This is a genomic window from Paracoccus yeei ATCC BAA-599 (genome assembly GCF_000622145.1).
GTDB lineage: Bacteria > Pseudomonadota > Alphaproteobacteria > Rhodobacterales > Rhodobacteraceae > Paracoccus > Paracoccus yeei.
This window is the reverse complement of the sequence record NZ_KK211403.1, coordinates 197,837-210,284: the sequence shown is the minus strand read 5'-3', so window position 1 is coordinate 210,284 and position 12,448 is coordinate 197,837. Positions and strand designations below refer to the sequence as shown.

Below are 12,448 nucleotides of genomic sequence, written 5' to 3'. Positions count from 1 at the left end.
CCCCGGATCGCTAGGTGAAGGCGCATGGACCCCAAACCGCCCCTGACCCTTTACCTTGCCGCCCCGCGCGGCTTTTGCGCGGGCGTGGACCGCGCCATCAAGATCGTGGAAATGGCGCTGCAGAAATGGGGCGCCCCGGTCTATGTCCGGCACGAGATCGTGCACAACAAGTTCGTCGTCGACAGCCTGCGCGACAAGGGCGCGGTCTTCGTCGAGGAACTGGACGAATGCCCCGACGACCGGCCGGTGATCTTCTCGGCCCATGGCGTGCCGAAATCCGTCCCGGCCGAGGCGCGCCGGCGCGAGATGGTCTTTGTCGATGCCACCTGCCCCCTGGTCAGCAAGGTCCATGTCGAGGCCGAGCGCCACCATGCCGCCGGCCTGCAGATGGTGATGATCGGCCATGCCGGCCACCCCGAAGTGCTGGGCACCATGGGTCAGCTGCCCGAGGGCGAGGTGCTGCTGGTCGAGACGGTCGAGGACGTGGCGGAGATCGCGCCCCGCGACCCCGAACGGCTGGCCTTCATCACCCAGACCACGCTGTCGGTCGACGACACCGCGGCCATCGTCGCGGCCCTGCAGGCGCGCTTCCCGATGATCATCGGCCCAGCCAAGGAAGACATCTGCTACGCCACCACCAACCGCCAGGCCTCGGTCAAGGCCATCGCCGGCCGGATCGACGCGCTTCTGGTGATCGGGGCGCCGAACAGCTCGAATTCGCGCCGGCTGGTCGAGGTGGGCCGCGCCGCGGGCTGCGCCTATTCGCAACTGGTGATGCGCGCCGACCAGATCGACTGGCGCGCCATGCAGGGCATCGCCTCGGTCGGCGTGACGGCGGGCGCCTCGGCCCCCGAAGTCCTGGTCAACGAGGTCATCGACGCCTTTCGAGACCGCTACGACGTTACCGTCGAACTGGTCGAGACCGCCCGCGAGAATGTCGAGTTCAAGGTGCCCCGCGTGCTGCGCGAGGCCTGAGCGCATCGTCCGCGATCGGCGTCGGTCTTGGGTATTTCAGAAACGGTGAAAACCACGGGCTCCGGCGCATCCCCTTCCCTGGCTTTCACTGTTTCCCAAATACCCGTTCGCGACCTCTCCCACAGGTGGCGCGCGGGGGCCCTATCCCCCCCCTTGTCGCTGTTGCCGCGGGACAGGGCGCCCGCTTAAGCTGGCCGCGCGCATGGGGTGGTCCCCTGCCGCCGTCATCAAGGGAGGGGAAAACCAATGACCGTCTATCTGATCGCCGAGGTGAAGGTCACCGACGATGCCTGGGTGCCCGACTATGCCGCCCGCGTGCACGAGATCGCGGCCAGGCATAATGGCCGCTACCTGTCGCGCAGCGGCAATATCGAGACGCTCGAGGGCACACGGACTGACGAGACTCTGATCGCGCTGATCCAGTTTCCCGACCGCGCCTCGGCCCATGCCTTTGCCGAGGATCCCGAATATGCCCCCTTCGGCAAGGCGCGGCAGGCGGGCTCGGTCAGCCATTTCCGCCTGATCGACGACACCGACATCGCGGGCGCGATTCCCTATCTGGGCAAGCCCGGCTGAGGCCCGGGGGCGCTGGCCGGGCCCGGCGATCCGGCCTATAGTGCCCGCGCGCCCTCAGGTGGCGCGGGACTTAGCAAGGCCGGATGAAATGCAACTATATTCAATGCCCTCGTCGGGAAACAGCTACAAGGTGCGGCTGCTGCTGGCGCTTCTTGGCCGCGACTGCGAGATCGTCGACGTGGAGTACCAGACCGAGGCGCTGGACCAGGCCAGGGCCCAGGGCCGCCTGCCCTTCGGCAAGGCGCCGGTGCTGGAACTGGACGACGGCCGGCTACTGCCGGAATCGAACGCGATCCTTTGGTGGCTGGGCGAGGGCACGCGCTTCGTGCCTGCCGATGCCTTCGCGCGCGCCGAGATGGCGTCCTGGATGTTCTGGGAACAGAACCAGCACGAGGCGGTAATCGCCGTGCGCGGCGCGCTGGCCTATTACCCTCATCGTCGCGCCCTCGCCACGCCCGAGCGCATGGCCGAACTGCTGGAGCGCGGCCACGCGCTGCTGCAGATCATGGAGGACCGGCTGGACGGGCGGGACTGGCTTGTGGGCGACGGTCCGACGCTGGCCGATCTTTGCCTTTACGGCTACACCCATACGGCTGGCAGCCGCAGCGGCTTCGACATGGCGCGCTTTCCCGCCCTGAACCGCTGGCTGGACCGCGTCGCCGGCCTGCCCGGCTATGTGGGGCTGGAGGCTTGAGCGCGCTTTACGCCTGGACCGACGGCGCGTGCAGCGGCAATCCCGGTCCCGGCGGTTGGGGCGTCCTGATGCGCGCCATCGACGGCGACGCCGTCCTGAAGGAACGCGAGCTTTCGGGGGGCGAGGCGCAGACCACCAACAACCGCATGGAGTTGATGGCCGCCATCGCCGCGCTCGAGGCGCTGACCCGGCCGAGCGAGATCACCATCACCACCGACAGCGCCTATGTGAAGAACGGCGTCACCCAATGGATCCACGGCTGGAAGCGGAACGGCTGGCGCACCGCCGACCGCAAGCCGGTGAAGAACGCCGAACTGTGGCAAAGGCTGGATGCCGCCCAGCACAGCCACCGGGTGCACTGGAAATGGATCAAGGGCCATGCCGGCCATCCCGAGAACGAGCGCGCCGACGAATTGGCCCGCGCCGGCATGGCGCCCTTCAAGCCCGCGCGGGTCTAGGATGCAGGCGCTGGTTCCGCTGCTGGATCACGCCAGCGTGCTGGTCTTTGCCCTGACCGGCGCGCTGGTCGCCAGCCGGGCGCAGCTCGACCTGGTCGGATTCATCTTTTTCGCCGCGCTGACCGGGATCGGCGGCGGCACGTTGCGCGACCTGCTGCTGGGGCGGGTGCCGGTCTTCTGGATCGAGCGGCCGGGGCTTTTGCTGGTGACCTCGGGCGCGGCGGTGCTGGTGTTCTTTACCGCGCATCTGTTCGAAAGCCGCTATCGCCTGCTTTTGTGGCTGGATGCCCTGGCCCTGGCCGTCGCCGTGCCCGCGGGCGTCGGCGTCGCGATGGGGGCAGGCGTCAGCCCCGTGGTCGTCGTCGCCATGGGCGTGGTGACGGGCAGCTTCGGCGGGCTGATCCGGGACGTGGTCGGCAACGAGCTGCCGCTGATCCTGAAGCAGGGCGAGCTATACGTCACCGCGGCCTTTGGGGGCGCGCTGGCGGCAGTGCTGCTGGAGGCCCTGGGTTGCGCGCGGCCGCTGGCGCTGATTGCCTGCGCCATGGTCGTTCTGGCGCTGCGCGCGGGCAGCATGGTCCTGGGCTGGCGGCTGCCGACCTATCGGGCGCGCCCGCCCCGGCGCTAGCGCAGGATGGGCGGGCCCGCGGCGGGCTGCATGTTTTCCACCCCCATGCGCAGGCCCGCCCCGATCCGGTGCGCCAGCGCCGACCAGCCGCGCGCGGTGTTGGGCGGCAGGGTGCGCCGCAGGGTTTCGTCGAACAGCATCAGCCAGACCAGGAAATGCGCCGCGTGGACATTGCCCGCGCGCATGTGCGCCCGCATCGGGCTGCCGTCATAGCTGCGCTCGTAAAGGATGGCATTGCGCCAGAAGGCGGCGATCCTGGCTTCATGCGCGGGCCAGTCGGTGACATGGGCGGCAAAGACCGGACCCAGCACCTCGTGCCGGCGCACGGCGGCATAGAAGGTGGCTACCACCTGGTCGATCTGTGCGGGGGTGACGGGGATGCGCGGCGGGATCATGGCCGCGATATGGGCCGCTTGCCCGTTCCGCGCAAGGCGGCGCGTTGTCCCAGGGGGCACAAGCCGCGCTTGCAGCGCCCGCGCCCGTTTCCTATAACCGCCGCCATGTTCAGCGTGGGCCGGATCATCCGAATTATTCGCCCGGCGGCGTAGGGGTTCCGCGCCGTCGGGTCACGCATGCCTGCCCTGCCAGCCAAGGATTCCCGCCCGATGAGCGATACGACCACGACCGCGCCCGACTACCGCGATACCGTTTTCCTGCCCCAGACCGATTTTCCGATGCGCGCCGGCCTGCCCCAGCGCGAACCCGAATGGCTGGCCCGGTGGGAACGGCTGGGCATCTATGACCGGCTGCGGCAGAAAAGCGACCGCACGCCCTTTATCCTGCACGACGGCCCGCCCTATGCGAACGGCAATCTGCACATCGGGCACGCGCTGAACAAGGTGCTCAAGGACTTCATCACCCGCAGCCAGCAGATGATGGGCCGCGATGCGCGCTATGTGCCGGGCTGGGACTGCCATGGCCTGCCCATCGAATGGAAGATCGAGGAGCAGTATCGCGAGCGCCAGCAGCGCAAGGACGACGTGGACGTGGTCGAGTTCCGCCAGGAATGCCGCGCCTTTGCCAAGGGCTGGGTCGAGGTCCAGCGCGAGCAGTTCAAGCGGCTGGGCGTCACCGGCAAATGGGACGACCCCTATCTGACGATGGACTATCACGCCGAGGCGGTGATCGCGGCCGAGTTCATGAAGCTTCTGATGAACGGCAGCCTGTACCAAGGCTCGAAGCCGGTGATGTGGTCTCCGGTCGAAAAGACCGCGCTGGCCGAGGCCGAGGTGGAGTATCACGACCACACCAGCCATACGATCTGGGTGCGGTTCCCGGTGGCGACGTCGCAGGGTATTTGGGCAACAAGGAAGTCTGCCAGCGTGGTGATCTGGACCACCACCCCCTGGACCATCCCGCAGAATCGCGCCGTGGCCTATAACCCGGCCATCGCCTATGGGCTTTACCAAGTGGGCGCGGTGGCCGAGAACGCGACGGCGAAGCCCGGCGAGTTGCTGGTGCTGGCCGATGCCCTGGCCGAGAGCGTGAAGCAGGCCGCGAGGATCGAGGCGCTGACGCGGGTCGGCGATGTCGCCGCCGCCGACATGGAGGGGGTCGTGCTTTCCCATCCCTTCCGCGGCGTCGAGGGTGCGGCGGGTGAATGGGACTATGACGTTCCCCTGCTGCCGGGCGATCACGTCACCGATGACGCAGGCACCGGGTTCGTGCACACCGCGCCCAGCCACGGCGACGACGACTATCAGCTGGGGCTGAAGTTCGGCCTGCCGATGACCTACAACGTCGAGGCCGATGGCAGCTATCGCACCGACCTGCCGCTGTTCGGCGGCCAGGCCATCCTGACCCCCGAGGGCAAGGAGGGGCCGGCCAATGTCGGCGTCATCAAGCAGCTGGCCTATAGCGGCGCACTGCTGGCCAAGGGAAAGGTCAAGCACAGCTATCCGCACAGCTGGCGGTCCAAGGCGCCGCTGATCTATCGCAACACGCCGCAGTGGTTCGCCGCCATCGACAAGGTGCTGGACGACGGCATGGGGGAATACGGCGACACCATCCGTGCCCGTGCCCTGGCCAGCATCGACAGGCTGGTGCGCTGGACGCCGCGGACCGGGCGCAATCGCCTTTATTCGATGATCGAGAATCGCCCGGACTGGGTGCTGTCGCGCCAACGCGCCTGGGGCGTGCCGCTGACCTGCTTCGTCAGGAAGGGCGCGCGGCCGACGGATGCCGATTTTCTGCTGCGCGACCAACGCGTGAACGACCGCATCATCGAGGCCTTCGAGAAGGAAGGCGCGGACGTCTGGTACCGCGAGGACTTCAAGGCGCGGGCCCTGGACGGCGTGGCAAACCCCGACGATTACGAGCAGGTCATGGACGTGCTGGACGTCTGGTTCGACAGCGGCTCGACCCATGCCTTCGTGATCCGCGACCGCGCCGACGGCTCGCCCGACGGGATTGCGGATCTGTACCTGGAAGGCACCGACCAGCATCGCGGCTGGTTCCATTCGTCCCTGCTGCAGGCCTGCGCGACCAAGGGCCGGGCGCCCTACAAGGGCGTGCTGACCCATGGCTTTACCCTGGACGAAAAGGGCATGAAGATGTCCAAGTCTCTGGGCAACACCGTGGCGCCGGCGGATGTGATCAAGGACTACGGCGCCGATATCCTGCGGCTTTGGGTGGCGCAGTCGGATTACACCGCCGACCTGCGCATCGGGAAGGAGATCCTGAAGGGCACCGCCGACAGCTATCGCCGCCTGCGCAACACGCTGCGCTTTGTCTTGGGGAACCTCGACGGCTTTGCCGAGGCCGAGGCGGTCGCCCCCGAGGCGATGCCCGAACTGGAGCAATGGGTGCTGCACCGGCTGGCGCAAATCGACCACCAATTGCGCCGGGGCTATGACGCCTATGATTTCCAGGGCGTGTTCCAGACCGTGTTCCAGTTCGCGACCGTGGACCTGTCGTCCTTCTATTTCGACATCCGCAAGGACGCGCTTTACTGCGACGCGCCGGATGCGCTGCGCAGGCGGGCGGCGCGCACGGTGCTGGACATCCTGTTCCACCGGCTGGTGACCTGGCTGGCCCCGATCCTGCCCTTTACCATGGAGGACGTCTGGCTGGCCCGCTTCCCGTCCGAGGACGACAGCGTGCATCTGCACGATTTCCCGGTAACGCCGGCGGACTGGCTGAACGAGCCTCTGGCCCAGAAATGGGACGCGATCCGCCGCGCCCGCCGCGTGGTGACCGCGGCGCTGGAGGTCAAGCGCAGCGACAAGGTGATCGGCGCCAGCCTCGAGGCTGCCCCGGTCGTCCATGTCGAGGACGCCGAGACGCTGGCCGCGCTGAAATCGGTCGATTTCGCGGATGTCTGCATCACCTCGGATCTGGGGCTGACCGCCGACCCCGCCCCGGGCGAGGCGTTCCGCCTGCCCGACGTGCCGGGCGTCGGCGTGGTCTTCGAGCCGGCCGAGGGCGAGAAATGCCAGCGCTGCTGGAAGATCCTGCCCGACGTCGGCACCCACGCCCATCCCGGCACCTGCGCGCGCTGCGACGCCGTGCTGGGCTGAGGCCGGCCCGGGCGGGGCTGCGGCCGTCTAGCGGAACCACAGCCCCGCGCGCTTGAGGCGCTGGCGGATCGGCTGTTCGGGCAGGCTCGCCGCCTCGGGGCCGAACAGGGGACGGACGACCGACCGCCCCTCGCCCGCCAGCACCAGGCGCTGGACGGCCGGATCCTCAGCGAACAGGGCGGCGATGTCGCGGTCCTGCAGAAGCGATTCAAGCAGATCCAGCGCGGGCTCCGGCTCGCGCGCATAAAGCAGCGACAGGTCGCGGTAATGGCAGGTCAGCGCGCCATCAAGGCCCGCAAGCGCAGGGCCCGGGCGCCCGCCGCCCAGGGAATGGACGACCAGCGGCAGGACGATCTGATCCAGCCAGGGGTCGAGGCTTTGGCAGGCCAGCGCCTCGCCCGGGTCGTCGCGCACGGCAATGGCCCAGTCCAGAAAGCGCCGCCCGAATTCCTGCGGATCAGGGCCCAGGAACCAGCCGGCGTTGAAATACAGATACCGCTCCCAATGGTCGTCGTATTGGCTGGGGTCCAGAGAGCTTTCGAAGTCCAGCCCGAAGCGGTCGTAAAGCGAGCGCCAGATACCCGCGTAGTCCGGCCCGTAAAGCGGCGGCTGCGGCCAGGTGCCGCCCCGGCGCATCGAGGCGCTGGGACGGGAAAAATCGGCCAGCCGCTCCAACGGCCCCGTCACCAGCGTGTCGCTGTCGAAAAAGGCGAAGGGCTCGGCCGGGGGCAGCAGGGCCAGCGCCTCGATCTTGTTGCCATAGGGATAGGACCGGCCGAAGTGCCGGGCGGTAAAGGGCAGCACCTCGGCGCCAAGGGCGGTCAGCAGGGCGCGCGTCGCGTCGTCCAGGGCGACCTCGGCGCCGGCCCAGGCCGCCTCCGCACGCGGCTCGGCCACGATCAGGCGGCCGCGAAACCCCGGCGCGCTGCGCCGCAGACTGGCAGCGAACAGCACCGCCTGCCGGGCGATGCGCCCGGCCTGGGCCACGATCAGGATGTTGAAGGGCGCAGTGCGGCTCCGACGCTCGGCCTGGCGGGCCAGCCGGCGCTCCTCGCGCGCGGCTTGGTTCGCGGCCTGCCGGGCGGCACGGCGCGCCACGCGGTCCAGACGGTGCGATTCGTCACCCGCCTTGGGTGAAATACTGGTCACGACATGCCCCTTTGGGGTTTTTGCAGGTGCAGAATATGGCTGCCTGCGCCGATTCTGGCCAGAGCCATGTTGCGCACAACTGCATACAATGCACCTGGCGCCTTATACAATTTAAGGTTGACCCGTTTGGGTGAAGAAATGCCGGGCTTTTCACCCGAAGGCAGAGTAAAACCAGCAAAACCTCACTAAAAAGGCAGGTTTCACCCCCCCGCCTTTCTGTGCAATTTTGCTTCTACGCCGTTAACGATTTTCTCTTCTTAGGTTCAGGCGAAACCGGGTGAGGCTGGGCACTGTTCTCACCCGGTTATTAATTTTCTAGCCTATCAGAATTCCGGCGCAACCTGTCTGGTTCACTAAAATTGTCGGAATTTTGCGCCTGTGCGGGCAACTTGCTCTTGCAGCAATCGCAAACTATGACCAGCGCAAGCCGTGTCTTACCCGACGGTTGGCAAGATTTGCTTGCAGCGATGGCACGGGCGGCTTTCCTGCAAGCGCACCCCCACCTTCGCTTGCCGCGCTGCGGCAAAGGAAAGCCTTAGACGGCGATGCCGTTGCGGCCGGCCAGGTCGGTGAAGAACTGCCATGCCACGCGGCCGGAGCGGCCGCCGCGCGTCGCCTGCCATTCGATGGCCTCGGCGCGCAGCGCGTCCTCGGCGACGTCCAGGCCATAGGCGTCGCAATAGCCGCGCACCATCGCCAGGTATTCGTCCTGGGAACAGGGATGAAAGCCCAGCCACAGCCCGAACCGATCCGAGAGCGAGACCTTTTCCTCGACAGCCTCGCCGGGATGGATCGCGGTGGAGCGTTCGTTGTCGATCATGTCGCGCGGCATCAGGTGACGCCGGTTCGAGGTCGCATAAAGCACCACGTTCGACGGGCGCCCGGCGATCCCGCCGTCCAGCACCGCCTTCAGCGACTTGTACTGCGTATCGTCATGGCTGAAGGAGAGGTCGTCCGAGAACAGCAGAAACCGGCGATCCTTGGCCCTGCCCAGGATCGTCAGCAGGCGCCCGACGGAGCCCAGGTCCTCGCGCGCGATCTCGACCAGCACCAGGGGCAGGCCCTGACGCACGGCCTCGGCATGGACAGCCTTGACCAGAGAGGACTTGCCCATCCCCCGCGACCCCCAAAGCAGGGCATTGTTCGCCGCATGGCCGCGGGCGAATTGCAGCGTGTTGGCCAGCAGCGTGTCGCGGGCGCGGTCAATGCCGATCAGCTGGACCAGATCGACGCGGGCCACATCGGGCACCGGCTCCAGCCGGTCGGGGTCGGGGTGCCAGACAAAGGCAGTCGCCTCGGTAAAGCTGGGTTCGGGCGCGGGCGGAGGCGCGATGCGCTCAAGCGCCTCGGCCACGCGGGTCATCAGTTTCCTAGACATCGGCTTCTTCTTCCAGGGCACGCTTGCGTTCGATCCGGCGGACCAGAATGATGGACACTTCGTAAAGCCCATAGATCACGCTGAACAGCACGATCTGGCTGATCACGTCGGGCGGCGTCACCATCGCGGCCAGGACAAGGATCACGATGATCGCATAGCGGCGCACGCTCGCCAACCCTTCGGAACTGACCAGACCCGCCTTGCCCATCAGCGTCAGCGCCACCGGCAGCTGGAACGACAGGCCGAAGGCCAGGATGAACTTCGTGGTCAACGCCAGATATTCCTCGACCGAGCCCTGAAAGACGATGCCGGCCCAAGGTTCCTTGGCGGCACCGGCGGCAGCCGCCCCTTGCGCCGCCGCGGTCGCGGGATCGTCGGGCAGCGCCAGCGGCCCCTGCTGGAAGCCCAGGAAGAAATCGAAAGCCCAGGGCAGGATGATGTAGTAGGCAAAGGCCGCGCCCAGCAGGAACATCACCGGCGAGGCGATCAGGAACGGCAGCAGCGCGTTTTTCTCGGTGCGGTAAAGCCCCGGCGCGACGAAACGCCACAGCTGGTATCCGACGACCGGAAAGGCCAGCACGAAGCCGCCGAAGAAGGCGATCCGCATGGCGACGAAGAACCCCTCCTGCATCTTCAGCAGGATCAGCCCACAGGTCTGGCCGCGTTTTTCCAGCGCCATGCAGACCGGCTGGGTCAGGAAGTCGAAGATCGGGTTCCAGACGAAATAGCACAGCACCATGGCCACGACAAAGGCCAGCACCGACCAGATCAACCGGCTGCGCAATTCCTTGAGATGCTCGACCAGCGGAGCCGAGGAATCGTCGATGTCGTCCGACTTGGCAGAGTTCGTCACCACGGGGATGCTTTCCTGTCAGGGCTTAGGATTCGCGGTCCGACCGCCGCACGGCATGCAGGCGGCGCTTGCCCCCCGCGGTGTCGCCCGGATCCTCGACCGGGGCCGCAATGCCGGGCGCCGCGGGCTGGGGCGGGACCGGCGCGGACGGATCCGGCACCGGGGCATCACGCTTTGCCTCCTCGCGCGGGTTCAGCGGGTCCCATTTCTCGAACCGCTCGGTGGCGCGTTCAAGCGCGTCCAGACCCAGGCTCCGCTTGGAGGTTAGCGAGTTCACTTCCTTCAACGACTTCGCCGCCTCGTCCAGGCCCGAGGATTTCGCCGCATCCTCCATGGCGCTGGTGAATTCGCGCGCCATGCTGCGCGCGCGCGCGGTGATGCGGCCCATGGTGTGGAACAGCTTGGGCAGGTCCTCGGGACCGATGACGATCAGCGCAACGACGCCGATCAGCAGAAGCTCGCTCCAGCCGACGTCAAACATGGTGCGGTTGGCCGATCAGAGCTTGGTCTGATCGTTCGGCGTCACGTCGCGCAGCGTGCCGTCGGCCGTGGTGCGGGCGCGTTCGGCATCCAGCTTGGCGCGCTCGGCCGCCAGTTCCGCGCGGGCGCGGGCGATGTCTTCGGGCGTGTCAAGGGCGGGCGTCTCGGCCTTGTCCTCTTCCGCGCCATCCTTGACGCCTTTCTTGAAGGCGGTGATTCCCTTGCCGACCTCGCCCATCAGGGACGAGACCTTGCCCCGGCCGAACAGGACCAGGACGACGATTGCGATCAGCAAAAGCGCCATGGGGGAAGGTGCGTGCATCGTGATACCTCCGTGGCACGGCATTTCGCCGCGCATAGCATAGATTGTTCCGATATAGGCGCCGCCGGCCCCGCGGGAAACCCCCAAACGCGTGATCGGTCTACCGCAGGACGATCCGCCGGTCCATACTGCGCCCACCATGGACAGCACCCAGATCATCAGCGCCTTCGTCACGCTTTTCGTCGTCATCGACCCGGTCGGGCTGGCGCCCCTGTTCATCGCGCTGACCCGCGGCATGGACCCTGCCCGCCGCCGGCGCGTGGGCTGGCGCGCCATCGCCATCGCCGCCGGGCTGCTGACGATGTTCGGCCTGGCCGGAGAAGCGATCCTGTCGGGCATCGGCATCTCGCTGCCGGCCTTTCGCATCGCGGGAGGGATCCTGCTGTTCCTGACCGCGCTCGACATGCTGTTCGAACGCCGGACCGAGCGGCGCGAAGGCCAGACCCGGGACGACCCCGGCCACGACACCCACGACGATCCGTCGGTCTTTCCGCTGGCGACGCCTCTGCTGGCCGGCCCGGGGGCGCTGGCGACGATGATCCTGCTGGTGAACGAGGACCCGGGCCTTGGCCACACGCTGATGGTGCACCTGGTGATGCTGGCGGTGCTGGGCATCGCGGCGATGCTTTTCGCGCTGGCCGGCCCCCTGGCGCATCTGCTGGGCCGGACGGGAACCATGGTGGTCACGCGGCTGTTCGGAATGTTGCTGGCCGCACTTTCGATCCAGTTCGTGATCGACGGGCTTAAGGGATCGGGGCTGTTCTGATGGGCGACGAACTGGGCCGCATGGCCTATCTGGTGCTGCTGCTGGTCGCCGTCGGGGGCTTTCTGCTGTTCGAACTGCGCGCCCGCCCCGGCAAGACGCTGCGGCTGGCGGCAGCCTGGGCCATGATCTTTCTGGGCGTGATCGCGCTCGCCGGGCTCTGGGGCGACATCCGGCAGGCCGTCGCCCCGCAGGCCCGGATGCTCGAAGGGGGCCGCATCGAGGTCCCCATGGGCGGCGACGGCCATTTCCACCTGACCGCGCGGGTGAACGGGCAGCCCGTGCGCTTTGTCATCGACACCGGCGCCACCACCATCGCCTTGGCCGAGGACGACGCCCGACGCGCCGGCATCGACCCCGACAGCCTGGCTTTTGTCGGACAGGCGCGCACCGCGAACGGCATGGTCCAGACCGCCACCGTCATGCTCGATTCGCTGACCATCGGCGAGATCGCCGAACGCGACGTGCCGGCCGTGGTCCTGCGCTCGGATCTCGACCTGTCGCTGATGGGCATGTCCTATCTCTCGCGCTTTGCCCGCGTCAGCATTGAAGGCAATCGTCTGATCCTGGAACGCTGACAGGCTTCTTTCTTGCCCAAATATCCTGGGGGGAGCGGCTTGCGCCTGCGCAAGACGCGGGGGGCAAAGCCCCCCA

13 protein-coding genes and 1 pseudogene are annotated in these 12,448 nt (G+C 67.4%); 8 read left to right on the top strand and 6 right to left on the bottom strand.

The features are described 5' to 3' along the window. The first annotated feature begins 24 nt into the window (after nt 1-24). The 5 genes from ispH to BU28_RS0120520 all read left to right on the top strand — a co-directional run bounded on the left by ispH (nt 25) and on the right by BU28_RS0120520 (nt 3,331). A complete protein-coding gene (gene ispH, locus BU28_RS0120540) occupies nt 25-975 on the top strand; it encodes a 4-hydroxy-3-methylbut-2-enyl diphosphate reductase (RefSeq protein WP_028721095.1) in 951 nt (316 codons plus the stop codon). 246 nt (nt 976-1,221) lie between these two features. Next, complete coding sequence (locus BU28_RS0120535; RefSeq protein WP_028721094.1) at nt 1,222-1,551, top strand: DUF1330 domain-containing protein; 330 nt, start codon at nt 1,222-1,224, stop codon at nt 1,549-1,551. Nucleotides 1,552-1,639: 88 nt separating this feature from the next. Further along, nucleotides 1,640-2,245 (top strand): glutathione S-transferase family protein, encoded by a 606-nt coding sequence (locus tag BU28_RS0120530; RefSeq protein ID WP_028721093.1) that lies wholly within the window; start codon nt 1,640-1,642, stop codon nt 2,243-2,245. Next, nucleotides 2,242-2,703, top strand: coding sequence for a ribonuclease HI (rnhA, locus tag BU28_RS0120525; protein ID WP_028721092.1), 462 nt, complete (start codon nt 2,242-2,244; stop codon nt 2,701-2,703). The genes BU28_RS0120530 and rnhA overlap by 4 nt, the downstream gene beginning before the upstream one ends. Nucleotide 2,704: 1 nt before the next feature. Further along, the gene (locus BU28_RS0120520; RefSeq protein WP_028721091.1) at nt 2,705-3,331 is read left to right on the top strand and encodes a trimeric intracellular cation channel family protein; all 627 of its coding nucleotides are present in this window, start codon (nt 2,705-2,707) and stop codon (nt 3,329-3,331) included. Here the strand turns inward: BU28_RS0120520 and BU28_RS0120515 are convergent. Continuing rightward, the gene (locus tag BU28_RS0120515; protein ID WP_036763858.1) at nt 3,328-3,726 is read right to left on the bottom strand and encodes a group III truncated hemoglobin; all 399 of its coding nucleotides are present in this window, start codon (nt 3,724-3,726) and stop codon (nt 3,328-3,330) included. The genes BU28_RS0120520 and BU28_RS0120515 overlap by 4 nt on opposite strands. 210 nt (nt 3,727-3,936) lie before the next feature. Here BU28_RS0120515 and ileS point away from each other — a divergent pair, with 210 nt between their 5' ends. After that, nucleotides 3,937-6,849 (top strand): isoleucine--tRNA ligase, encoded by a 2,913-nt coding sequence (ileS, locus tag BU28_RS0120510; RefSeq protein ID WP_028721089.1) that lies wholly within the window; start codon nt 3,937-3,939, stop codon nt 6,847-6,849. A gap of 27 nt (nt 6,850-6,876) precedes the next feature. Here the strand turns inward: ileS and BU28_RS0120505 are convergent, their stop codons facing one another. The 5 genes and pseudogenes from BU28_RS0120505 to BU28_RS26900 all read right to left on the bottom strand — a co-directional run. Then, entirely contained in the window at nt 6,877-7,998 is a 1,122-nt protein-coding gene (locus BU28_RS0120505) for a hypothetical protein (RefSeq protein ID WP_233145028.1), read from the bottom strand. A 535-nt stretch (nt 7,999-8,533) separates the two neighbouring features. After that, complete coding sequence (locus tag BU28_RS0120500) at nt 8,534-9,376, bottom strand: ATP-binding protein (protein ID WP_028721087.1); 843 nt, start codon at nt 9,374-9,376, stop codon at nt 8,534-8,536. Further along, nucleotides 9,369-10,232: a twin-arginine translocase subunit TatC gene (tatC, locus tag BU28_RS0120495; RefSeq protein ID WP_028721086.1), complete on the bottom strand. Its 864-nt coding sequence runs from the start codon at nt 10,230-10,232 to the stop codon at nt 9,369-9,371. Before tatC ends, BU28_RS0120500 begins: the two co-directional genes overlap by 8 nt. Before the next feature lie 22 nt (nt 10,233-10,254). Further along, nucleotides 10,255-10,710: a Sec-independent protein translocase protein TatB gene (tatB, locus tag BU28_RS0120490; RefSeq protein ID WP_028721085.1), complete on the bottom strand. Its 456-nt coding sequence runs from the start codon at nt 10,708-10,710 to the stop codon at nt 10,255-10,257. 138 nt (nt 10,711-10,848) lie between these two features. After that, nucleotides 10,849-11,031 (bottom strand): annotated as a pseudogene (locus BU28_RS26900) (twin-arginine translocase TatA/TatE family subunit); the annotation flags it as partial. Nucleotides 11,032-11,170: 139 nt separating this feature from the next. On the opposite strand from BU28_RS26900, the gene BU28_RS0120480 reads away from it, so the two are divergent. Both BU28_RS0120480 and BU28_RS0120475 read left to right on the top strand, forming a co-directional pair. Continuing rightward, nucleotides 11,171-11,797, top strand: a complete 627-nt coding sequence (locus tag BU28_RS0120480) for a MarC family protein (protein WP_028721083.1) — start codon at nt 11,171-11,173, stop codon at nt 11,795-11,797. Continuing rightward, a complete protein-coding gene (locus tag BU28_RS0120475; RefSeq protein ID WP_028721082.1) occupies nt 11,797-12,372 on the top strand; it encodes a retropepsin-like aspartic protease family protein in 576 nt (191 codons plus the stop codon). The genes BU28_RS0120480 and BU28_RS0120475 overlap by 1 nt, the downstream gene beginning before the upstream one ends. Nucleotides 12,373-12,448 lie beyond the last annotated feature (76 nt).

Excerpts from the sequence above, each read along its gene's own strand:
- BU28_RS0120500 (WP_028721087.1), bottom strand. The coding sequence starts at position 9,376 with ATGTCTAGGAAACTGATGACCCGCGTGGCCGAGGCGCTTGAGCGCATC.
- BU28_RS0120530 (WP_028721093.1), top strand. The coding sequence starts at position 1,640 with ATGCAACTATATTCAATGCCCTCGTCGGGAAACAGCTACAAGGTGCGG.
- ileS (WP_028721089.1), top strand. The coding sequence starts at position 3,937 with ATGAGCGATACGACCACGACCGCGCCCGACTACCGCGATACCGTTTTC.
- BU28_RS0120475 (WP_028721082.1), top strand. The coding sequence starts at position 11,797 with ATGGGCGACGAACTGGGCCGCATGGCCTATCTGGTGCTGCTGCTGGTC.
- tatB (WP_028721085.1), bottom strand. The coding sequence starts at position 10,710 with ATGTTTGACGTCGGCTGGAGCGAGCTTCTGCTGATCGGCGTCGTTGCG.
- BU28_RS0120480 (WP_028721083.1), top strand. The coding sequence starts at position 11,171 with ATGGACAGCACCCAGATCATCAGCGCCTTCGTCACGCTTTTCGTCGTC.
- BU28_RS0120535 (WP_028721094.1), top strand. The coding sequence starts at position 1,222 with ATGACCGTCTATCTGATCGCCGAGGTGAAGGTCACCGACGATGCCTGG.
- BU28_RS0120515 (WP_036763858.1), bottom strand. The coding sequence starts at position 3,726 with ATGATCCCGCCGCGCATCCCCGTCACCCCCGCACAGATCGACCAGGTG.
- ispH (WP_028721095.1), top strand. The coding sequence starts at position 25 with ATGGACCCCAAACCGCCCCTGACCCTTTACCTTGCCGCCCCGCGCGGC.
- BU28_RS0120520 (WP_028721091.1), top strand. The coding sequence starts at position 2,705 with ATGCAGGCGCTGGTTCCGCTGCTGGATCACGCCAGCGTGCTGGTCTTT.